Origin of the sequence: Vibrio chemaguriensis (assembly GCF_012275705.1) — a bacterium.
Lineage (GTDB): Bacteria > Pseudomonadota > Gammaproteobacteria > Enterobacterales > Vibrionaceae > Vibrio > Vibrio diabolicus.
On sequence record NZ_SHOE01000007.1, the window covers coordinates 82,966 to 104,065 of the forward strand.

17 protein-coding genes are annotated in these 21,100 nt (G+C 45.7%); 10 read left to right on the forward strand and 7 right to left on the reverse strand.

Annotated features, from left to right (window positions below):
* Positions 1 to 64: 64 nt before the first annotated feature.
* From EX191_RS08695 to EX191_RS08710, 4 genes are all read left to right on the forward strand, one after another.
* A complete protein-coding gene (locus EX191_RS08695) occupies positions 65 to 748 on the forward strand; it encodes a transglutaminase-like cysteine peptidase (protein WP_005392134.1) in 684 nt (227 codons plus the stop codon).
* Positions 749 to 753: 5 nt separating this feature from the next.
* Entirely contained in the window at positions 754 to 2,667 is a 1,914-nt protein-coding gene (locus tag EX191_RS08700) for a bifunctional diguanylate cyclase/phosphodiesterase (protein ID WP_031780239.1), read from the forward strand.
* A gap of 15 nt (positions 2,668 to 2,682) precedes the next feature.
* Entirely contained in the window at positions 2,683 to 4,797 is a 2,115-nt protein-coding gene (locus EX191_RS08705; RefSeq protein ID WP_006740888.1) for a type I secretion system permease/ATPase, read from the forward strand.
* A 508-nt stretch (positions 4,798 to 5,305) separates the two neighbouring features.
* A complete protein-coding gene (locus EX191_RS08710; protein WP_054866762.1) occupies positions 5,306 to 5,899 on the forward strand; it encodes a mechanosensitive ion channel family protein in 594 nt (197 codons plus the stop codon).
* A 301-nt stretch (positions 5,900 to 6,200) separates the two neighbouring features.
* Here the strand turns inward: EX191_RS08710 and EX191_RS08715 are convergent, their stop codons facing one another.
* Entirely contained in the window at positions 6,201 to 6,539 is a 339-nt protein-coding gene (locus EX191_RS08715) for a hypothetical protein (protein ID WP_164666043.1), read from the reverse strand.
* Between the two features lie 231 nt (positions 6,540 to 6,770).
* Between EX191_RS08715 and EX191_RS08720 the strand changes: the two genes are divergently transcribed.
* Complete coding sequence (locus tag EX191_RS08720; protein WP_193447574.1) at positions 6,771 to 7,346, forward strand: flavodoxin family protein; 576 nt, start codon at positions 6,771 to 6,773, stop codon at positions 7,344 to 7,346.
* A gap of 63 nt (positions 7,347 to 7,409) precedes the next feature.
* On the opposite strand, the gene EX191_RS08725 is transcribed toward EX191_RS08720, so the two are convergent.
* The gene (locus EX191_RS08725) at positions 7,410 to 9,035 is read right to left on the reverse strand and encodes an ABC transporter substrate-binding protein (RefSeq protein WP_193447575.1); all 1,626 of its coding nucleotides are present in this window, start codon (positions 9,033 to 9,035) and stop codon (positions 7,410 to 7,412) included.
* Positions 9,036 to 9,176: 141 nt separating this feature from the next.
* Between EX191_RS08725 and mpaA the strand changes: the two genes are divergently transcribed.
* A complete protein-coding gene (gene mpaA / locus EX191_RS08730) occupies positions 9,177 to 9,887 on the forward strand; it encodes a murein tripeptide amidase MpaA (RefSeq protein WP_193447576.1) in 711 nt (236 codons plus the stop codon).
* 19 nt (positions 9,888 to 9,906) lie between these two features.
* Here the strand turns inward: mpaA and EX191_RS08735 are convergent, their stop codons facing one another.
* Positions 9,907 to 10,758 carry an SIS domain-containing protein gene (locus EX191_RS08735; protein ID WP_193447577.1) on the reverse strand — a complete coding sequence of 284 codons (852 nt, stop codon included), beginning with the start codon at positions 10,756 to 10,758 and terminating at the stop codon, positions 9,907 to 9,909.
* Positions 10,759 to 11,000: 242 nt separating this feature from the next.
* Between EX191_RS08735 and murQ the strand changes: the two genes are divergently transcribed.
* The 3 genes from murQ (at position 11,001) to EX191_RS08750 (ending at position 14,590) form a co-directional block, all read left to right on the forward strand.
* Positions 11,001 to 11,903, forward strand: coding sequence for an N-acetylmuramic acid 6-phosphate etherase (gene murQ, locus EX191_RS08740; protein WP_193447578.1), 903 nt, complete (start codon positions 11,001 to 11,003; stop codon positions 11,901 to 11,903).
* A gap of 28 nt (positions 11,904 to 11,931) precedes the next feature.
* On the forward strand, positions 11,932 to 13,386 hold the full coding sequence (gene murP, locus EX191_RS08745) for a PTS N-acetylmuramic acid transporter subunit IIBC (RefSeq protein ID WP_193447579.1): 1,455 nt from the start codon (positions 11,932 to 11,934) through the stop codon (positions 13,384 to 13,386).
* A 148-nt stretch (positions 13,387 to 13,534) separates the two neighbouring features.
* The gene (locus tag EX191_RS08750; protein WP_193447580.1) at positions 13,535 to 14,590 is read left to right on the forward strand and encodes a porin; all 1,056 of its coding nucleotides are present in this window, start codon (positions 13,535 to 13,537) and stop codon (positions 14,588 to 14,590) included.
* Positions 14,591 to 14,679: 89 nt separating this feature from the next.
* On the opposite strand, the gene EX191_RS08755 is transcribed toward EX191_RS08750, so the two are convergent.
* Positions 14,680 to 15,345, reverse strand: a complete 666-nt coding sequence (locus EX191_RS08755) for a Type 1 glutamine amidotransferase-like domain-containing protein (RefSeq protein WP_193447581.1) — start codon at positions 15,343 to 15,345, stop codon at positions 14,680 to 14,682.
* A gap of 37 nt (positions 15,346 to 15,382) precedes the next feature.
* Positions 15,383 to 16,294 carry a LysR family transcriptional regulator gene (locus tag EX191_RS08760; protein ID WP_193447582.1) on the reverse strand — a complete coding sequence of 304 codons (912 nt, stop codon included), beginning with the start codon at positions 16,292 to 16,294 and terminating at the stop codon, positions 15,383 to 15,385.
* Between the two features lie 88 nt (positions 16,295 to 16,382).
* On the opposite strand from EX191_RS08760, the gene catC reads away from it, so the two are divergent.
* Positions 16,383 to 17,051, forward strand: coding sequence for a type C chloramphenicol O-acetyltransferase (catC, locus tag EX191_RS08765; protein ID WP_193447583.1), 669 nt, complete (start codon positions 16,383 to 16,385; stop codon positions 17,049 to 17,051).
* Positions 17,052 to 17,103: 52 nt separating this feature from the next.
* Here the strand turns inward: catC and EX191_RS08770 are convergent, their stop codons facing one another.
* Both EX191_RS08770 and EX191_RS08775 read right to left on the reverse strand, forming a co-directional pair.
* Complete coding sequence (locus EX191_RS08770) at positions 17,104 to 18,783, reverse strand: DUF342 domain-containing protein (protein ID WP_193447584.1); 1,680 nt, start codon at positions 18,781 to 18,783, stop codon at positions 17,104 to 17,106.
* A 251-nt stretch (positions 18,784 to 19,034) separates the two neighbouring features.
* The gene (locus EX191_RS08775) at positions 19,035 to 21,062 is read right to left on the reverse strand and encodes a tRNA(Met) cytidine acetyltransferase TmcA (RefSeq protein ID WP_193447585.1); all 2,028 of its coding nucleotides are present in this window, start codon (positions 21,060 to 21,062) and stop codon (positions 19,035 to 19,037) included.
* Positions 21,063 to 21,100: the final 38 nt, after the last annotated feature.

Consider the following 21,100-nt stretch of genomic DNA (forward strand, 5'->3'; position numbering starts at 1 on the left):
TAAAAAGCACTTGTTTCTCACTGACGAACCCTTTAGAAGAGTATACTTGTGATATGAGTCGAATATGCGATCCAATTTGAAGCGTAAAGTTACATTATTAATCAGTTTAAGTTGTTTTTCGTTCCAAATTGGTGCGTTAAGCAGTAAAGAACAACAATGGGTCAATACGGTCACAGCGGTGTACGGCGAACGTGCGGGATTGCGCGTAAATACATGGCGAAAAAACCTCGACTTATTTAAACAATTAGAGACACATGAACAGCTCGCTGGCGTCAACGACTTTTTTAACCAGCTGTATTTTGTTGACGACATAAAACTGTGGGGAAAGACAGATTATTGGGCTACGCCACTCGAATTTTTAGGGAGTAATGCAGGGGATTGTGAGGATTTCACCATCGCCAAGTACTTCTCGTTACTCGAGCTAGGAATACCAGATTCAAAGATGCGTTTGATCTACGTAAAAGCCATCGAACTGAATCAGTTTCACATGGTATTAGCTTACTACCCAACCCCAAGCTCTGAGCCGCTCATTCTCGACAATATCAACCCTGATATTGTCCGAGCCTCTAAACGTAGCGACTTGCTACCGATATACAGTTTTAATGGTACAAACCTGTGGTTGATGAAGTCTTCTGCTAGCACTGGAGAGCTGGCAGGGAAAGCATCACGGTTGAGCCTTTGGAATGACTTACGCTCGCGCGAACGTAAGTTGCAGTTAAATAAACCTAAAATTAACTATGACGAGTGAGAAACATGACCCTATATAAGAAGCTTGTAGTGGGAATGGTTACGGTCTTTATACTCTTGTTGGCATCAGTATTCGTAATCCAATTCAACACGACTCGAGACAGCTTGGAACAACAGCAACGTTCAGAGGTCAACAACACCATTAACACCGTAGGTTTGGCATTGGCTCCTTACCTTAAAGACAAAGATAAAGTCGCGGTAGAATCCGTGATTAATGCTCTGTTTGACGGCAGCACCTACTCGGTTGTTCGCCTGACCGCTTTAGATTCTGACTACCAAATCGTGCGCACTTACCCGGTTAAACCAAGTACGGTGCCACAATGGTTTATCGACATGAATCTATTCAAAGCCATTCACGATAAGCGCGTAGTGACCAGTGGTTGGATGCAACTTGCTGAAGTGGAAATCATTAGCCACCCAGGAGCTGCTTACGAGCAGCTCTGGCAAGGCTTTATTGGTTTGTTATCTGCGTTCAGTGTCATTTTCCTGGCTGGTTTAATTGCGATTTCGTACATCCTCCGTCGCTCACTAAAACCATTAGCGGCCATCGTGAAAAAAATGCATGAAATCGCTAATAACCAATTTGGTGAACCACTTGCTCGTCCAAGAACTAAAGATCTGATCGCGGTGGTAGATGGCATTAACATGATGTCTGCTCAAATTGAGCTGTCATTCAAAGAACAAGCGAAAGAGGCACAACGACTGCGTGCTCAAGCTTACCTCGACCCTATCTCCAAACTGGGTAATCGCTCGTTCTACATTAACCAAATAGACCAATGGCTTGCAGAGCAAACGCAAGGGGGTATCGCGCTACTCCATGCAGAATACATTGGTGACATTTACGAGACAAAAGACTACCAACGCGCCGATGCCCACGTAAAAGAGCTGTCTCAACGTCTGAAAAACACCATTGATGTGCCGGGAGCTACCATTGCACGCCTATCTAGTGATGAGTTTGGCCTGCTTTTCCCACACATGGATGAAAGCGAACTACGCATTTTGGCGGACAGCATCGTGAACTGCGTTAACGGGTTGAACACTGATCCAACCGGTCTAGCCAAACCAAAAGCAGCCTTAGGTGTTGCGCATAGTAAAGACCAAAAAACGCGCTCTGAAATCTTATCTATGGTGGATAATGCGCTCTCGAAAGCCAAAGCTCAACCAGACAAAGCTTACGGCTTTATCGGCAGTGACACACCTTCTAACTTAATGGGTAAACAGCAGTGGAAAGCGCTGGTTGAAGAAGCGATTCATAGCGATTGGGTTAAATTCCGCTTCCAAGCGGCGAAGAACACTTGGGGTAAAGTGTTCCATAACGAAGTGTTCTCAAGCATCGAAAAAGAGGGCGAAACGTTCCGTGCCAACCAATATTTATTCGCACTAGAGCAGCTAGACGCCACCAATATTTTCGACCAATACGTTATTGAGTCGATGATTAAGATGCTGGAAAGTGGCGAGCTAACCGATCCTGTCGCGATCAACATTGCGCAAAGCAGCTTGTCTCAGCCATCGTTCATTCGCTGGACCACCAGCATGTTGGAAAAACACGCAAAAGTGGCCTCTAAGCTACACTTTGAAATTCCAGAGGAGTGTTTTATTGATCAGCCTCACCACACGGCGCTGTTATGTAATGCCATTCGCCAATCCGGGGCTGAGTTTGGCGTAGATAACTATGGACGTAACTTCCAATCATTGGAGTACATCCAAGAGTTCCGCCCTAACTATGTGAAGCTCGATTACCTATTCACACACAACTTACACGACGAAAAACAGAAATTCACGCTAACGTCGATTTCTCGTACTGCCCATAACCTAGGCATTACGACTATCGCGTCGCGTATTGAAACTCAAATCCAGTTGGACTTCCTCACCGAGCATTTTGTTGAGGTATTCCAAGGATTCATCGTCGACAAGGAATAAAAAGGTTTACCACAGATGAAAGACCCTTTACTGAATTCGCTCATCTACGTTAGCCGTTACTATGGGTTAGCTAACTCGCCAGAAGCGCTGGTCAATGGCCTTCCGCTTTCAGACGGCAAGCTAACTCCATTTTTGCTACCAAGAGCAGCGGAAAGGGCCGGATTGGTTGCCAAGGAAAACCGTGCAGAGCTGGAGAACATCTCCAGCCTGATTCTGCCGGCAATCTTAGTTCTTAAAGGCGGTGACTCATGCGTTCTCAACAGCATTAACGCGGAGACACGCGAAGCCGAAGTCACCACCTTAGAAAGTGGAATGGTGCCAATCTCCATTCCATTAGAAGACCTACTTGAGCAGTACACTGGTCGCTACTTTTTAGTTAAAAAGCAATTCCGTTTCGATGAGCGCTCTCCCGAGGTGCTCAAAACCAACGAAGGTCACTGGTTTTGGTCAACCTTGTGGCAGTCAAAACGTATCTACCGCGATGTTTTAATCGCCTCACTTCTCATCAACCTCTTTGCCGTTGCCGCCCCGCTGTTCACTCGTTTGGTGTACGACAAAGTGGTACCAAATCTCGCGTTTGAAACCTTATGGGTATTGGCAAGCGGCATATTTGTTGTCTTTCTATTCGATTTCATACTCAAATCGTTGAGAAACTACTTTATTGATGTCGCAGGAAAGAAGTCTGACATTCTGATTTCCTCCAAGCTGTTCAGCAAAGTGATGGGCATCCGAATGGAGTCCAAGCCGCCTTCGGTCGGCGCATTCGCTCGCCATCTTCAAGAGTTTGAATCTATTCGAGAGTTTTTCACTTCAGCAACCGTCAGTGCCCTAATTGACCTGCCTTTTGCCATTCTTTTCTTAGTGATTATATGGCTAATGGCTGGCGATCTTGTGTATGTTCCAATGGTCGGCGTGGTCATTTTGATTGTTCATTCACTGCTGATTCAAGGACCGCTGCGTCGCTCTATAGAGGAAGGGTCACGCTTAGCATCGCAAAAATACGCCAACTTAATTGAGAGTCTAGCGGGGCTAGAAACCGTAAAAATGCTCAGCGCGCAAAGCCAATTCCAATACCGTTGGGAAGAAGCGGTGGCGCACATGGCGAACTGGAACATCAAAAGCCGCCGCATTACCGACAGCATCCAGAATGCGGCAGGCTTCGTGCAGCAAAGTAGTAACGTTGGGATGATCATTCTCGGTGTTTATCTGATTGCAGAGGGCGAGCTCACTATGGGTGGCTTAATCGCCGCAACCATGTTGAGTGGTCGCGCCATAGGGCCTTTGGTTCAGCTGTCTTTGCTCTCAACGCGCTACAACCAAGCGAAGTCTTCTATGACGATTATCAATCAAGTCATGGAAATGCCAGACGAGCAAGAAGAAGGGAAACGCTACATCCATCGCCCAATCATCCAAGGTAAGATTGAAATTGATCGCGTAACGTTTCATTACCCAGACTCTCCTGTCGCGTCTATACGTAACATTTCTCTCACGATAAATCCTGGAGAAAAAGTCGCGATAATCGGTCGGATTGGTTCGGGTAAGACAACGTTGGAGCGCTTGATTATGGGCTTGTATAAGCCAACAGAGGGGCACGTACGTATCGATGACACTGATATTGCACAGCTTCACCACGTTGATGTTCGACGTAACATCGGCTGTGTGCCTCAAGATTCGAATCTATTCTTCGGTTCGATTCGCGACAATATTACCTTGGGTCGTCCACTAACCGATGACCGAGACGTGCTTGATGCAGCAAACCGTGCAGGCGTGACCGCATTTACACAATCGGATCCAGCTGGTTTAGAACGTCAAGTAGGTGAAGGTGGTGCGATGCTTTCTGGTGGTCAACGTCAAGCCGTCACGATCGCTCGTGCATTTTTGGGCCGTCCTCCCGTCCTACTTATGGATGAACCAACCAGCGCGATGGATAACCGCTCTGAAATGCATATTAAGCACCAGCTATCTCAGCTCAAACCGAGCGAAACATTGATACTGATTACGCATAAAACGTCGATGCTCGACATCGTTGATCGAGTAATTGTGATGGAAAAAGGCAGCATCATTGCTGATGGTCCTAAAGCGCAAGTGCTGAATGACCTAAAGCAAGGCAAAGTACGTGCGGTTAGCTAACCGAAATTAGCATTTAGAAAAGAGAAAGGCCCCGTTTGACTCATGTTTAACGGGGCTTATTTTATTGAGAATCCAAGATAGTTAAGCTCTTCAAGCACTATCCAAACGAGTACAAGGCCAACAATCACGAATAAAATCATAATCGCCTTTTCATCTTCTTCCATTTGATAGATATCCTAGCAAGCCATTTCACTCAACACGTCTTAGGTTATCAGGACAAAAATCATATTCAGCACGTTTATACGATCCTAGCCTCATACAATACCGGATATGAGATACAGCTCAAACATTAAACACTTTAAAACAGCATCAACTTTGGTTGAATATATGCGGTGAGCGCAAACAGAAGTAAAGCTCTGCACACTATTGATAAAACTCTACAACTCTCCGTAGGCTCTAGGGCGAAATTCCTAGGTAGAGAGACGAAAATGGAGAGAAAAATTTGTGATTACTTACATCAGAAAATCAGCTATAACAGCGGTTTTCTTAATATCGTCGAGTTGAAGAAATGAATGATTGGATCCATCTAGATCAAGTGAGCCAGTATTTCACCGCAGGCTCTCTCGGGTACAAAGTCTTAATGGGCATTATTGTCCTGATTGCTTATCGCATTCTGAAGAGAATCGTCAATCGAGCCATTTTAAACTTAGCGACCTCAAAAGGTGTAAAAAAGGCCCGCCTGAGTTTTATTCAGCGTTGTTTTAACGTCGTGCTTTTATTTTTAACCGCGTCTGTTTTTGCCATTATCACCGGGATTGGCTATGGCGATGTGTCATTGTTCCTATCGTCCATTTTTGCCGTATTGGGTGTGGCGTTTATTGCGCAGTGGTCAATTCTGAGCAACATCACTGCCAGCTTTTTGATCTTTTTTGTCTTCCCATACCGAGTGGGTGACCGAATTAAAGTCGTAGACAAAGATGAAGACATCTGCGGTGAGATTCAAGAAATCAGCATGTTTCACGTGTTAATTAAGCACGACAACGGTAACTTGATCACTTACCCAAACAACCAGATTTTGCAAAAAGCAGTGCTAAAGCTGGCAAAAAACAAGCCAGAGCCAAGTAAAGCAAAATCTCGGATTTATACTCGCAGAAAGAAATAACCCACTAAAAAGCCGATGTATCTACATCGGCTTTTTAATATCACTTGGTAGTCACAAATAACCCAAAGTTAATGGAGAACAACAGTGAAGAGACAAAACGTATAAACTGAAAGGTCACCGCTGTATTCTTTCATGATAAACACATGACACATCGCCGAAACCAAAAGCGCCACTTTAACCAAAGTAAGCTTCTTCTTTACGAACCTTAAATAAATACAAAAAATAGAGATGGTGCAAGCAAAGAAAAAATCGTCACTAGTTCCATCTTCCTTAAAATACAAGGACATGGTTTTAGTTAAGCTTATATTTTTAGCTTCATTATGAGCCACCCACTAATATTTAGCGAGATAAGGGCAGAAAAGAGGTAAAAAACAAGACTGACCGAAACAAAAAGTAGTGCATGCACTTTTTCTTCTAAGCTCTCTGGATGAACATTCATATCCACATCAAACACCCCCCCTATAAAGTGTGCAAATGCCGTGGAAAAGGCTGTAGAAAGGCCTCCTACCATAATGATAATAATCCCTCGCCTTAAGAAACGATGAAATGTACTTTTCCCGCCTTGGATCAGGTCTGAGTTTACATATTTTAATCTATTTTTCCGCCTATTAATCATCACTAGCATCGGTACCTTTATCATTGTTTCCAAGAGAGTTTTCTACATCTTTAAGATCTTCCTTTAACGCTTTTATACACGACATTCGCCATCATTGCATTCACTGTAGTTATGCCGTCGACTTACCCTATAAGAAAGCTCTTTAGATACCAATTCGTACTTTATCTATCTCAAATCTCTTCTTGACCTCAACTTAGCTTGAGGTTTTAGCCTTAGTCGCACGATTAAAAATCAACAATGAAAAAAGGAACCATTGTGTCCAAAATTGCGATTATTTATTTCTCTAAAACCGACGTTACTGGTCAGCTTGCTCGCGCGATTGCCGCAGGCGTTGAACAACAAGGCATTAAGCAGCAAGATGAATGTGAAATCCTCTCTCACCGAATTGAAGGCAGTGAGATTATTGAGGGACGTTTTGTGAACCCTAAACTAATGGATGAACTTGCTGAGTGTGATGCGATTATCTTTGGCTCACCGACCTATATGGGCGGTGTAGCAGCGCAGTTTAAAGCATTTGCAGATGCAAGCAGTGAATCTTGGTATTACCAAAAATGGGCGAGCAAAATCGCGGCTGGCTTTACCAGTGGTGGGGCAATGAATGGCGACCAATCTTGCACATTACAATATCTACAAACGCTCGCTAACCAACACGGCATGATGTGGGTCGGGTTGGATAAGATCAGCAATTCTGGGGAGCAAAACCTGAATCGTTATGGTGTACAAGGTGGTATTGTTGCACAAGGTGGTCAGTTGCATGCTTCTGATGTTGCAACAGCAGAGTATCTTGGCAAACGAGTCGCTATGCTCGTGAACAAGCTCTCCACTCGCTAACAATAAAAAGAAGCCCCGTAAGATACATCTTCGGGGCTTCGTATTTATCGCTTGTTTTGAGCACTACTTTTTAATGTAGAGGTCTTTCGAGTAAATGCGCCCTTCTACGTTGTTTTTTGCAAAGCCACCCACGGTTGGGCGAACCAAACGCGCTTGCATGTAGTAATAGATTGGCGCGATGGGCATATCTGTCGCCAGCGACTGTTCAGCTTGGTCGTAAAATTCTTGGCGCGCTTTCTCATCGGTTGTAGCCAATGCACTGTTCATCGCGTTATCGTACGCTTCACTGCTGTAACGAGCAAAGTTACCCGAAGAACCTGAGCGAAGTAAACTCAGGAAAGTAGACGCTTCATTGTAATCACCGCACCAGGAAGCACGCATCACATCGAAATTGCCTTGTTTACGCGCCACTAAGTACGACTTCCACTCTTGGTTTTCTAACTCCACGTTTGCACCGAGATTTTTTTGTAGCATCGACGCTATCGCAACCGCGATCGATTTGTTTGCCTCACTGGTGTTGTACAGCAATTTGAAATCCAAAGGTTTGCCATCACCGTATCCCGCTTCTTTCAGCAGTTCACGTGCTTTCTCATCACGTTGTTGTTGACTCCAGTTACTGTATTCTGGCGGCGTTGCATCAAACCCTGCGGTGTACTGATGCGCGAAAGTATAAGCAGGAAGGTTGCCTACTTGAGTGACACCATTCGTGATCACATCGCGCATGATGGAGTACGATACTGCTTGACGCACTCGCGCATCATCAAATGGCGGACGAGTGGTATTGAACGCGTAGTAATACGTGCACAGTAATGGCACCACCGTGTAAGCCTGCTTGTAATCTTGTTTAAGCTTCTGCGCCATATGAGTCGGCACATCTGACGTGATATCCAGCTCTCCTGCCGCATAACGATTGATCGACGCGTTTTGGTTTTCAAACGGAATGTAAGTCACTCTGTTTAAATGCGTATCTGCGCTGTCCCAGTAACTTGGATTCTTAACCAGTTCAATGCGCTCATTCACGACCCACTTATCCAATGTGAATGCACCATTGCCAACAAATTGGTCTGGATCGCTCCACGGCTTGTCGCGGTTTTCCACTGTTGCTTGATGCACCGGCATCATGGACGTGTGCCCAGTCATAGCAACAAAGTACGGAACTTGACTGTCCAACTCAAAACGTAGGGTGTATTTATCCACCGCCTTGATACCGAGCTCGTCCAAAGGCTTTTTGCCCTCTGCTACATCGGCGATGTTTTTGATCTTGGTGAGTTTGAGATACCAAACATTTGGAGAAGCGGTTTTCGAATCTACCGCTCGGCGCAGTGAATAGACAAAATCCTCCGCCGTCACAGGCTCGCCATTCGACCATTTCGCGTCTTTGCGCAAGTGAAAAGTAAAGGTTTGGTTGTCGTTGGTTTCCCATGATTCTGCCACACCGGGAATGATGTTTCCGTCACGATCTTGAATCACAAGCCCTTCAAATAAGTCACGAATCACATGCATTTCTGGCAGACCTTCGGCTTTCGCAGGGTCAAGCGTCGCCGCCTCTGCGTCATTCGCACGTACTAAATGCTGTTCTGCGGCAAGTTGAATGCCTTTAGGTAAGGTCTCCGCAGCAACTGATGTAGCAAGAAAAGGGGTGAATAAAGAGGAAATCAGCAACGCCGTTGAATGTTTTTTAAAATCCATATCGTTTTTCGTTCTCCTAACGCGTCTTGTGAAGCAAGCGCCACAATTAACATTTCAACCGTTGACGAGTTTAAACGGTTCGGTTTAGCTAGGTTTAATTAGCTTAGATATTGATATTGCTTCATCAATCAGGAGATTACGGTGAGTCTAATTCCAAGAACGGAAAGAGCGGCATTTTTAATTCGGCCAACAACATACGGTCAATCCGTGCTTGGTGCGCCATTACTGTATTTTCCGGCACAAGTCGAAAGTGCTTCGCGAGGTTTGATTTTGGCAGGCACTCACGGGGATGAGACGGCCTCGATTGCAGGTTTGTCCTGTGCGCTAAGAAGCTTGCCAGCTAAAAACTTACGACATGATGTGATTCTGTCAATGAATCCTGACGGCAACCAGCTAGGCACACGTGCAAATGCAAACCAAGTGGATCTCAATCGCGCGTTTCCAACCCCAAATTGGACTGAGCATGGCACCGTGTATCGATGGAGCTCTCACACACCCGTTCGAGACGTAAAGGTGAAAACAGGCTCTAAAAACCAGCTAGAGCCAGAAGTTGGCGCATTAATTAACTTGATTGAACTGCGCAGGCCAAAGTTTGTGGTGTCATTTCATGAACCGCTTGCGTTTGTGGATGCCCCCAAACATTCCAACCTTGCCAAATGGCTCGGCGAGCAGTTTCAACTGCCAATCGTTGACGATGTCGACTACGAAACACCCGGCTCATTCGGCACTTGGTGTAGTGAACGTGATTTACCTTGCATCACGTTGGAGTTACCGGCAATTTCTGCCGATCTCACCATTGAAAAGCATCTCCCCGCCTTTATTGCTTTGCTGATGCACGATCCGGATCTTTAGTCCGCTGTTGGTTAAGCGATCATGTGAGGATCTGTTTGATGTCGGTACTGATATCGCTGATCAACTGACGGGCACTGTCGTCTCTTTGCTGAACCAAGATGATAAACAGCAAATCGGTGATCACGTTTTGCGCGGTGCGCGAAGCAATGGAGGAGCTGCGATGCTCCATTTCATTGGCGATGGTATCAAACGTAATATCGGCAATGCCGCGCAAGCGACTTCTTCCGGGCGCTGATAACGCAATCACCTTCGCGCCCTGCTCTTTTGCCGCTTCTGCCGCGAAGAGAATTTCTTTGCGCTCACCCGAAAACGAGATTGCGATCTGAACATCTTCTGGAGAGAGCGTGCGGGCAACAGCAATCTGCACGTGGCTGTCTTGTTCAGAAAGCGCCGTAATACCAAGTTTAAGCAGTTTAAAGCTTAAATCCTTCGCGGTCAGTGCAGAGCCCCCAATCCCGACCACTTGCACTCGACGCGCTTCACTCAACCATTTCACCGCTTGGTGACACGCTTCATAAGACAGCGTATTGGTGGTTTGAAACATAGCATCGGTTTTCGCTTTCACCAGTTTCTGTGAAATAACCGCAATGGGGTCGTCAGCCAAAATATCACTGTGCAGCGGTGTCGACTGCATCGCATGCTTACGGCCAATCTCTTCATTCAGAGCTAATTTAAACTCGCTGTAACCTTTAAAGCCGATACGCTGAGTAAATTTCACAATGCTCGATTGACTCACTTTTACTTGCGCCGCAAGTTCTTGGCTGGTGAGCAGCGCCGCCTTTTCTGCGTTTTCAACAATCCAATCACCGACCAAACGACCACTTTGCGAAAGCTGAGTACGCCTCGCTACTATCTTATTGATAACTGACACAACAAAAACCTCAAAAATTTTAAATAAATTATTCCAAAACAAAAATAATAGGAGTTTGATTTAACTCCCTGATTATTCTAACCAAGCCAGTTAATCCCGGATGTAATAGACGTATATTTTCTCTCATTATTCCAAATTTCCCCTGCATAAAGAATAACCTCAAGTGTGATTTTTATCACCAAACCTGAATATTTTATTCCATAGAATCGCCCTCAGATTGAACATTACGAAGAGTGTAAAACATGAAAATTGATTTAAGCCGATTGGTGACAGAAAGCCGTAATCCAGCCAGTGCCGAGATCGATACGCTTTCGACCATCGAGATGCTGCAAGTCATTAATGAAGAGGATCAAAAGGTCGCGCTAGCGGTAAAAGCGGTGCTACCACAAATTGCAGAGACAGTTGATGCAATTACCCAAGCTTTTGCAAATAGTGGCCGTTTAATTTACATGGGAGCTGGCACATCAGGCCGCTTAGGAATTCTTGATGCGAGCGAGTGTCCTCCTACCTACGGCACGCACCCAGATATGGTGATTGGCTTAATTGCTGGTGGACATCAGGCGATTTTGAAAGCGGTAGAAAACGCAGAAGACAACGCGAAAATGGGTCAAGACGACTTAAAGGCGCTTCACCTCACCAAGCATGACGTGGTTGTAGGCATTGCAGCAAGTGGCCGTACACCTTATGTGATAGGTGGTTTGGAGTACGCTAAATCCATCGGAGCTACGACCGCATCTATCGCCTGTAATCCAGAATGTGCCATGGCAAAAGCGGCCGACATCGCGATTCTGCCGATTGTTGGCGCAGAGGTCGTTACTGGCTCTTCTCGCATGAAAGCCGGCACCGCACAAAAACTGGTGTTAAACATGCTCACGACAGGTGCAATGATTCGTAGCGGTAAGGTATTTGGCAACTTAATGGTGGATGTAGAGGCCACCAACGCCAAGCTCATCCAACGCCAAACCAACATTGTTGTCGAAGCAACCGGCGCATCAAAAAAAGAAGCAGAGCGAGCATTAAATGCCTGCGATCGCCACTGCAAAACCGCCATCTTAATGATTTTGGCCGATTTGGATGCCGAACAAGCCAAATCACGCCTTGCCGCGCACAACGGTTTTATTCGCGCAGCACTAAATAATAACTAAATAATCCGAGCTCTGAAGGATAGACCCTATGGCAAAAATAACTTCAAACACAGTATCGCAGTTGCTGTCCGCAGTGGGTGGCAGTAGCAACGTAAGCAAATGTGGTAACTGTATGACGCGTTTGCGTTTATCGCTCGCCAACAATGGCTTGGCTGATCAATCAGTTATCAAGCAAATTCCCGGCGTAATGGGTGTGGTGGAAAGCGATGAGCAGTTTCAGATCATTCTCGGTCCTGGAAAAGCTCAACAAGCGGCTGAGATGATGAATCAACTGATCGACAGCTTAACCTCTGGTGACAGTGAAGAACCAGATGTGCCGCAACAAGATCTTTCTGCCGTCGCGGCCGAGCAGAAAAAGCAGATGAAGAGCAAACAAACCAGTGCGGTTCAGCGTTTTTTAAGCAAGTTTGCCACCATCTTTACGCCGTTGATCCCAGGCTTTATTGCCGCTGGTTTGTTGCTAGGTTTTGCGACGTTATTGGAACAGATGTTTGTTCTCGACCAGACACCAAGCCAGTTTATGTTGGATTTGATTGCCTACATGAAAGTCTTTGGTAAGGGTCTGTTTGCTTTCTTAAGTATTCTGATTGGTTACAACGCGCAGCAAGCGTTTGGCGGCTCTGGTGTTAATGGTGCCATTCTCGCCTCTTTGTTTGTGCTGGGTTACAACCCAGAGGCTACATCCGGTATTTACTCTGGCATGAACGAGTTTTTCGGCTTTGCGATTGATCCGCGCGGCAACATTATCGGCGTACTTTTGGCGGCGATCATCGGTGCGCAAGTCGAGCGTAAGGTTCGTCAATACATGCCAGATGATCTGGACATGATCTTAACGTCCGTTATCACTCTGTTGATCATGGGTGCGGTAACCTTCTTGATCATCATGCCAATCGGCGGCGAGCTGTTTAAAGGGATGTCTTGGTTGTTCCTCAACTTGAACGATAACCCATTAGGCGCTGCAATCTTGGCAGGTTTGTTCTTAATTTCTGTGGTATTTGGCATCCACCAGGGTTTTGTTCCAGTGTACTTCGCATTGATGGAAGCACAGGGCTTTAACTCGCTATTCCCTATCCTGGCGATGGCTGGTGGCGGTCAGGTTGGCGCGTCAATGGCGCTGTATTTCAAAGCAAAAAAAGACGCTCTACTGCGCACTCAAGTTAAAGGCGCTATTATTCCGGGCCTTCTAGGCATTGGCGAACCATTAATTTACGGCGTGACATTACCACGCGTAAAACCATTTGTTACCGCTTGTATTGGTGGTGCTGCGGGCGGCTTCTTTATCGGTTTAGTTTCTTACCTTGGCTTACCAGTTGGTCTTAATACGGTGTTTGGCCCGTCCGGTATCGTGGCGATTCCTCTCATGACATCTGAAAATGGCATCTTCCCGGGCATGATGGTGTTTGTTGCTGGCCTGCTTATCTCTTACATCGTCGGCTTCCTCGCGACTTACTTCTTTGGCTGCAAAGACGTCGATTTAAGCTAAATCATTCTTCCCCTATAGGAATGGACTAGCTCGCGCCCTTGGCAAACAAGGGCGCCCCCTCTCTCTACTTCACGACAATTTTTCTTATTCCGTTACTCGGAAGGGGCTTTGTCGTACCTAAAACAATAGAAATGAAAGGTCGTTAATCATGAAAAAGCACATTTTGACTCTACTTCTCCCTACGTTGATGGCATCAAACGCAATGGCAGCGCAGCTGTATCAAGCGGAAGATGGGTCAGTTTTAAATATTTACTCTCGTCTTGGTTTCAATGTCACCAGTAAAAATGACGAGCACGGCGATGCAAATGGCGAGTTTGATGGCCGTATTGGTTTAAACGGTTCACAAACCATCAACGAGTACGCGTCGATCATCGGCCAAGCGCAATACCAAGTGGGTGCCGCTGAATACGCAAACCAAGTAAACGACAAACCGTCTCTGACCGCACGTTATGTATGGGCGGGTATTGATGCGAAAGATTATGGTCGCATTACTGGTGGTCGCGTGGCTTCTGGGTTGATTATGTTTACCGACATTGGTGATGTGTTCGCCTCTTCCGATGTTTCTATGGCGCGCCAAGCGAATAAAGTCGACAAAACCGCGACGCAAGTTTTCCGTCAAGATGGCACGCTGCAATACCAAAACAGCCTAGGTAATTTCGATTTTTCTGTCGCGTACATTTTAGGAAACAACACTTCTGAGCTCGACTACGGTTACAACGCTGCACTGCGTTATACGCTAGACATGGGGAATTTGGGTACCTTCGCACCAGTGGTGGCGATGCAGAAAAATAAAGGTGATGCACGTGAAAGCAACGACACCGATTACACATTCTGGGGCGCAGGTACACGTTACTACCTAGGAGATTTGATGTTGGGTGCGTTGTACTCGGAAGATGAACTAGAGGGCTATTACTCGCAAACCAGTACCGACAAAGTGATGGAATTGACGGCGGTTTACAGTGTAAATGACAAATGGGCACTGCGTGCTGGTTATCGTTCTTTAGAAAACAGTGAGGGTGACGAGCTAGAGCTGAAAGATACAACGCTAGAAGTGCAATACAAACTGACGCCTCGTTCTTCTATCTACACAAACTACGTTGATCGTAACGGTTCGCGTGGCTACAGCAATGGACAAGAAGTCTCGTTTGGCGGTGCGCACGCAGACGAAAGCTACTACCACTTAGGTTTGCGTTACGAGCTGTAAGCACGATACTTAATATAAGTTAGCTGAATCCATGAGCTTCTTCTGTGTCCGGTCAGTAGTTATTGCCTTTAATGCTGATTTGAAGAAGCTCACCCTCGTAATATGTTTTCTTCGTTACCTGTTTTGACCAACACGCCTGCATCAGGAAAGCTGGTGACAGTAGCTAACAATTTTCCATCGACAAAGTGCAATGCCGCATAATCGTGAATACCATAACAAGTGATGCTCGGTTGAGAACGAGCAAAGGCTTGGAAAACCTCAAACTTCTCACCAACATGGGAAAAATGCGCCGCAGCCAAACCGTCAATTAATCCAAGACAACGCATAACTTGGTATGCTTCGGGATCACTGTCTGTCACCGCAAACTCAAACCAACAAATTGCACCAGCGCTCATGCCACAAATGATGATGCCTTGTTCATAACACTGCTTGAGTATTCTATCGATTCCCCATTCGCGCCAAATGGCCAACATCGAACGCGTATTACCGCCACCGACGTAAATGATGTCTTGTTCAAATAGCGTTTCTTTCCAACTAGCATCAAACTTAAACAGCGGAAAATGGGTTACGTTTTCACTAAGCTTCGCATTGTAAAAACGTTCAATAACTTCATCGGCGTCTCCCGTGGCTGTCGGTAGAAAACAAATGTTTGGATTCTCCTTACCAGACAAAGACAAAATGTATTGATCGAGCGGGCTCGGATTCTCTCCCATCATCCAGCCACCACCACCAATCGCAATACAGTGTTTTCGCATTCCTTTGCTTCCTCAATTGTTACTAAGTTTGCTGTCGCTATTCGCCGACAGAATATATGTTCCTATAGTGATCAATGAACGCTCGCGTTCTTCTTGGTAAGTGCTCACGTTTTGGGTAAAGCAGATAAAGCGGCAAAATCGCATCCGTTTGCCATTCTGGCAGCAAACTCACGAGTTGTTCTTTTTGTGCAGGTTCGAGTTTAGCCAATGCAAATTCATCTAACATGGCTACACCACAGCCAGCCAAAGTAGCATCCAACATGGACTGGACAAGATTAAAACTCAGCGTACTTTCTAACCTAATACTGCACTGCTGCTGAGTTTGCTTATGCGTAAACGTCCATTTATCTAACACCAAGTAGTGACTTTTATAGAGGATGTGCTCCAAGTCACCAAGATCCTCTGGCGTACTTACATTTGGTTTATCAGCTAAATACGAGCGATGAGCGATCGGTTTACAGTGTAAAGTGCGTAGCTGATGGCCGACGTATCCCTCTGGAGGAGTATCGGTAAAGTAGAATGCGATATCAAACCCAGCCTCAATCAAGTCGAGAGGTGTCTCTGTGAAGATCACTTCGACGCTCACTTGTGGATGTTGCAATCGAAAGTCGATCAATGTTTGGCTGAGTAACGCGGCTCCGAAAGAAGCAGACGCCGCTATTCTCAATTTTCCCGATACGATCTCGTTTGCCATGACTTGCTCATTGATCTGCTCAGCGCCTTCGAGCAGTTGCTTTACCTGCTGATAAAACCGCAAACCATCGTAGGTCAAATTAAACTGGCGCGTAGTTCGCTGAATAAGCTGCACCGACAATATCTCTTCAAGCTGTTTAAGTTGCCGACTTACATGCGCATTCGAACAATTCAGGCGCTTTGCCGCGCCAGCAATACTTCGCTCTTCGCACAAAGCGACGTAAAGTGGTACGTAGCTGAGCCATTTTATTTCCATACAGTAATTCTGAATCTCTAAAATCAAACTACTGGAAATAATAGAAAGCATCTAAACTCTGTACAACCTAAATTTGAAAGGATGAGTTATGAGTGTTTTCGACACGTGGTTAAAAGGTCAAGTCATTAAAGATCACATCACAAATCCCAATATCATCGTTGGCGATTACAGCTATTACTCGGGCTTCTATCATCAAAAAAGCTTCGAAGAGCAAGCGGTACGCTACTTGTTGGGTGACCCCGTCACACTTCAAGAATGGCAAAGTAGAGAACCCGATAGCATCGACAAATTAATCATTGGCAAGTTTTGTTCCATCGCTTCTGGAACCGCCTTCATGATGGCAGGCAACCAAGGTCATCGCATTGACTGGATTTCGACATTCCCCTTCTCTCCTGAAGAATTTGGAGAAGGCGTACAAGACGGTTTCGAGCGTGCCGGAGATACAGTGGTGGGGAATGATGTTTGGATTGGCAGTGAGGCGATGATCATGCCTGGAGTAAACATCGGCGATGGAGCCGTCATCGGAGCACGCGCCCTAGTGACGAAAGACATCCAACCTTATTCGGTGGTGGTTGGAAACAACCAAGTCGTACGTCAACGATTCAGCGATAAAGAGATTGAAACTCTACTCAATATCCAATGGTGGAACTGGCCAATAGAACACATTAAACAAGCAATGAAAGTAATGTGTAGCAGCCAAGTCGGTGCGCTTGCGGACTACTATCAAGAGCACATTGTCGATTTGTATTGTAGATAAACAAAAGCCCACACATCTTGTTGCGACATGTGGGCTCAGTAAGTAAGAAAGCTTAAACCGCAGCGACGTCCTCTTCTTCCAAGTTCGCCGAGACTTTAATTTCGTATTGATTGAAACGGAACGAACAACCGCCATGAGTGCGCTTTGTCGTTACTTGTTCGTCGCCAAACTGCACCGTCACGCGAGTGAAGACACGCTCTTTGGCTTCGACAATATTTTCTTCTAACGCGACTTCAAAGTCATGTTCCGTTTGTTCTAGCTTTTGCTTTATCGCTTCAAGCTGCTCGTTGTTTTGTGTTTTCATCACATCAATCTGAGCTTGTTCTTCGTCGGTACGTTCGGCTTTAGGACGTTTCTTAAATTCGAGCTCTTTACGAATCACATCCATCGTTCCTTCTTGAGCGCGTTTGTATTGATCTTTGAGCTCAGCTAATCGCTCCTTAAATGCAGAATAGCGCGCGAACGCTTCTACCTTAGTGACGGTGTCGCCTTCTACGCCTAATTGTAAGCACACCACTTTGTCACCGACTTTTGCATCTCCGCCGCTGAGCGTACCGTTCCTACCGTTCTCATCCAGCACCGTCAGATTGCGCCCACAAACAATATCGTTATTCATGCTGTGCACCGCCAACTCAATATCTTCGCCAGCTTGCAAATCACAATATTGGGCGTAGCTGGCACGAATCGAACCTTTGGCTTTGACGTGACAACTCTTTGGCTGGCCATCACTCACTGTGTGGCCAATGATCCCTTTACCAACTTGAATGTCGTCTTGCGCTTGTACGTCAGCCGATTCAATGAAGCCGCCTACAGTAATAGAGCCCGTCGCTTTAACAATCATTCCGGATTCAATGTTGCCACCGATAATCACATTCCCTTTGAATTTCACGTGACCTGTATTCACGCCAACGCTATTGAGACAGAGTGCGTTATCAACTTCAATGGTTTTGTCTTTAATCAGAGGCGTACCGGATACCGATGCAATCAATAGGTTTGGGTCGTGCTTGCTTATCTCGGTGCCCTTGCCTGGCTTCATTGGGCTGTCTTTTCCAGCTTGTGGAGGAATCACTCGCCCTTGAACAGTAAAACCTGGCGTACCTTTGGTCGCAGGCGTGCGACGCATCACCTCATCGCCTACGTCAACCGCGATAGTTTCACCGAGGTTACGTAAATCAATTTTGTCGCTAGCAGATTGGCCGTCTTTGGGTTTGAGGATGCGTTTGGTGATGTCTTTAACGAGAGGAGTAAAAAGAGCGTCTTTGCCTTTGATAGGTTGCTTACCAACCGCTACTGGTTGAGAAAAAGTTTCGCCAGGTTTGAGCTGAGTGCTGACAACCAACACTTTCTTCAAAGCCAGTTTGTTGATGCCTTTCGAAACTCGCGCTTGAGCAAGAGCTTGAACAATCTCGGGGCCACGTAAACCTCGGCCTCCGTACGCACCGACAACGTTCATACTGGCGAGCATGTCATTATTCGACAATTCGACCTCAACTTGTGCGTTGCGTTTTTCTGCAATGACGATGCCTTCGTAAGCTTCGGCTTTACGTTCTTTGGCGCAGTTAATGAATCTAACGACTTCCCCCTCTACAACAAACAGCTTTTCTGCGTTCATTGCGACGAGCTGCTCGTTTAATTCATTTTGATTTAGCTCACCACCGAGGTCCACTTCTCCCGGAAGACGGGCTATCACCTTGGTCTTATCTTCAGATAACTCAAGACACAGCTTCCACATACCCTTACCACTTTGCTTCCCATCAACACTTTCAGTCTACCCAAATCCGTTTTCTGAACAAACCTCGCATTTCTTATTATAAGGCTCACGTCACTAAAGAAAGTAATCCATCAATAACGGTTAAACAGATATTAAGAGAGCATTTCGATTTAACCTAAAGCTCAATCAAAATACACACTGAAATAAAAAGGAGCTGGATTTACAGTGTAAAATCAGCTCCTAATAATTTCATTTACAGTGTAAATCTCACCTTATTGTTTACAGTGTAAATCGTTCCAAATGTGCTTTACTTCGTCCCTTAGCTGCTGCTCAACTTGCTTTCTTCCAGGTAGCCCAAATTGCTGAGCACATTCAGTCCAACTACGGTTAAGAAAAAGCCTACTGATCATCAAGTCGGAAACGGAATTTAATCCTAAATGAAGTAACCACTGCTGAAGCCAGATAGACACGGACTCATAACTGTTACCACCATCAGCATAACATTCAATTAGTAATAGCTTGGCGGGATAAAGTGGACTCATGCCCAAAGGTTGCGGTAATAGAGATCGAAAAATAGAGGCTTCCAATTTTGGATAGACGTCAGCCACATTGTTAGACAACATTTCTTCAAATAGCACCTGAGATTGGTCGACCCAAGCCGTCTGTTGGGAATCACAAGGTTTGACCATTAAGACTGAATAACAACCGCTAGCAGCATCGCGCATTGACCCTAAGCGAATTGTACGGAAGTTCGATTGTCGCCAAAAATGGACCAATTCTTCAGTCGCACCGAAACTCGTGGATAAGTAAGCAATGTGTTTAGCAGCCATTTGCTCAAGTTTCTGCAGCATTTTTTGACCGATGCCTCTTCGTTGCAATGCCGGATTAACAGCAATTCTCATGACTCGCAGCGTCGATAACTTCGCGACATTCGGAAATCCTAGGTGGTTTGCAATCGTAACTGGGGCTAAGTGTCCTTTAGGACGACGCTTACCAAGCTGAATTTCTTCAACCAATTCGGCGTCAAGCCCACCCTCTTCGACCGCTAATATTACCCCCACAACCACATTATCTTGCTTAGCAAAATAGAGCTGACTGTTGTCGTCTTGCAAAAGGTGAATCAAATCATTCGGCGAGGTCTGATAATGAGCATTAACCAAAAGAGCGAAGCACTCACGTAGCAAACTAGGCTGCGATATCAAATCGTTCTTATCGGCTTTAGAAAGGGGAATTGAGTCGACCTGGTTAAGTTGATGGTGCGTTAATTCCGCATCCAACAAAAACGCGTCATAGAGCCATGATTCGAGCGCATCATTCATGCTCCAGCGGATGGGCTGTGTCATGTGCCATGTTTTCATTCCCGAACGCTGTTTCTGAAGCCAATCAACAAATTTAATCGTAAAGCCCCGGCCACAACCTTCATAACCGTGAATAGTCGTAGAAAAAACGAGTCGATGATAATGTTCGGTAATGCTTTTAAGCATAGGAACTGGAATTGCAGCCGCTTCATCGACAAGTAACAAATCACATTCAGGTCGGCTCGATAGAAGTTCGTCAGGAGCAATGAATTGAATGGCTCCCTGCCCTGATTCTAATCTGTCCTTCCTAATACGCTGCGCATTAGGAAGTAACCGCAAAGCATGTTGGTAAACAGGCTCAACAGCTTTTATAGATGGTGCCGTAATTAAGATTCTAAGTGGCTTCTGCTGTAATAAGTTCGCACACGCAATGCCGAGGGCACTTGTTTTTCCGCGCCCACGATCAGCGGTCAAAACTAACGGTCGCTTTCGATGTCCAGTTACCACCTTTTCAATTAGAGAAATGGCATGTTCTTGTTCCGTGTAGTGGCTTTCTTTTTCTGCTTGCTTGATGTCTGGAGCCGTTGGCAATGCTTTGTCTTGCTCAATAACAACGAGCTTCTCCCATTGTTTGTGCATCCATTGCTGAGCAAAATTCGTAGGTTGTCGCGACTCAGTAATGACAATAAGAAGACCACCGCCAACCAATGAACCAAGCGCGGCGGTAAAGCTATTTGCGTCAAAACCATTTCGAGCATCAAACAATAGAACGTCACACTCTCTGCCTAACAACATGTGCCCTTGTTTAGGCGAAACACTGTATGCGTTTTCCAAACCAAAATCGCCGACACAAAACCAACGTTGATACATCTGTGTTTTATGGAACTCTGACACCAATGCATCTTGCCAAGAAGACTCGCCTTGAATGACGATGCCGAATCTTTGGAAAGATTGGTGAGCTTGTTGTTGAAGTGATGAAAGGAAATCAGATTGTGTCTGCATTTTGTCTATCCAACGTTGAACTGACGCAATGGTATCAC

What these genes read in the sequence shown, in the direction of transcription:
- EX191_RS08695 (WP_005392134.1), top strand. Translation starts at nt 65, where the DNA reads ATGCGATCCAATTTGAAGCGTAAAGTTACATTATTAATCAGTTTAAGT.
- EX191_RS08700 (WP_031780239.1), top strand. Translation starts at nt 754, where the DNA reads ATGACCCTATATAAGAAGCTTGTAGTGGGAATGGTTACGGTCTTTATA.
- EX191_RS08705 (WP_006740888.1), top strand. Translation starts at nt 2,683, where the DNA reads ATGAAAGACCCTTTACTGAATTCGCTCATCTACGTTAGCCGTTACTAT.
- EX191_RS08710 (WP_054866762.1), top strand. Translation starts at nt 5,306, where the DNA reads ATGAATGATTGGATCCATCTAGATCAAGTGAGCCAGTATTTCACCGCA.
- EX191_RS08715 (WP_164666043.1), bottom strand. Translation starts at nt 6,539, where the DNA reads ATGATAAAGGTACCGATGCTAGTGATGATTAATAGGCGGAAAAATAGA.
- EX191_RS08725 (WP_193447575.1), bottom strand. Translation starts at nt 9,035, where the DNA reads ATGGATTTTAAAAAACATTCAACGGCGTTGCTGATTTCCTCTTTATTC.
- murQ (WP_193447578.1), top strand. Translation starts at nt 11,001, where the DNA reads ATGAAAATTGATTTAAGCCGATTGGTGACAGAAAGCCGTAATCCAGCC.
- murP (WP_193447579.1), top strand. Translation starts at nt 11,932, where the DNA reads ATGGCAAAAATAACTTCAAACACAGTATCGCAGTTGCTGTCCGCAGTG.
- EX191_RS08750 (WP_193447580.1), top strand. Translation starts at nt 13,535, where the DNA reads ATGAAAAAGCACATTTTGACTCTACTTCTCCCTACGTTGATGGCATCA.
- EX191_RS08755 (WP_193447581.1), bottom strand. Translation starts at nt 15,345, where the DNA reads ATGCGAAAACACTGTATTGCGATTGGTGGTGGTGGCTGGATGATGGGA.
- EX191_RS08760 (WP_193447582.1), bottom strand. Translation starts at nt 16,294, where the DNA reads ATGGAAATAAAATGGCTCAGCTACGTACCACTTTACGTCGCTTTGTGC.
- catC (WP_193447583.1), top strand. Translation starts at nt 16,383, where the DNA reads ATGAGTGTTTTCGACACGTGGTTAAAAGGTCAAGTCATTAAAGATCAC.
- EX191_RS08770 (WP_193447584.1), bottom strand. Translation starts at nt 18,783, where the DNA reads ATGTGGAAGCTGTGTCTTGAGTTATCTGAAGATAAGACCAAGGTGATA.
- EX191_RS08775 (WP_193447585.1), bottom strand. Translation starts at nt 21,062, where the DNA reads ATGCAGACACAATCTGATTTCCTTTCATCACTTCAACAACAAGCTCAC.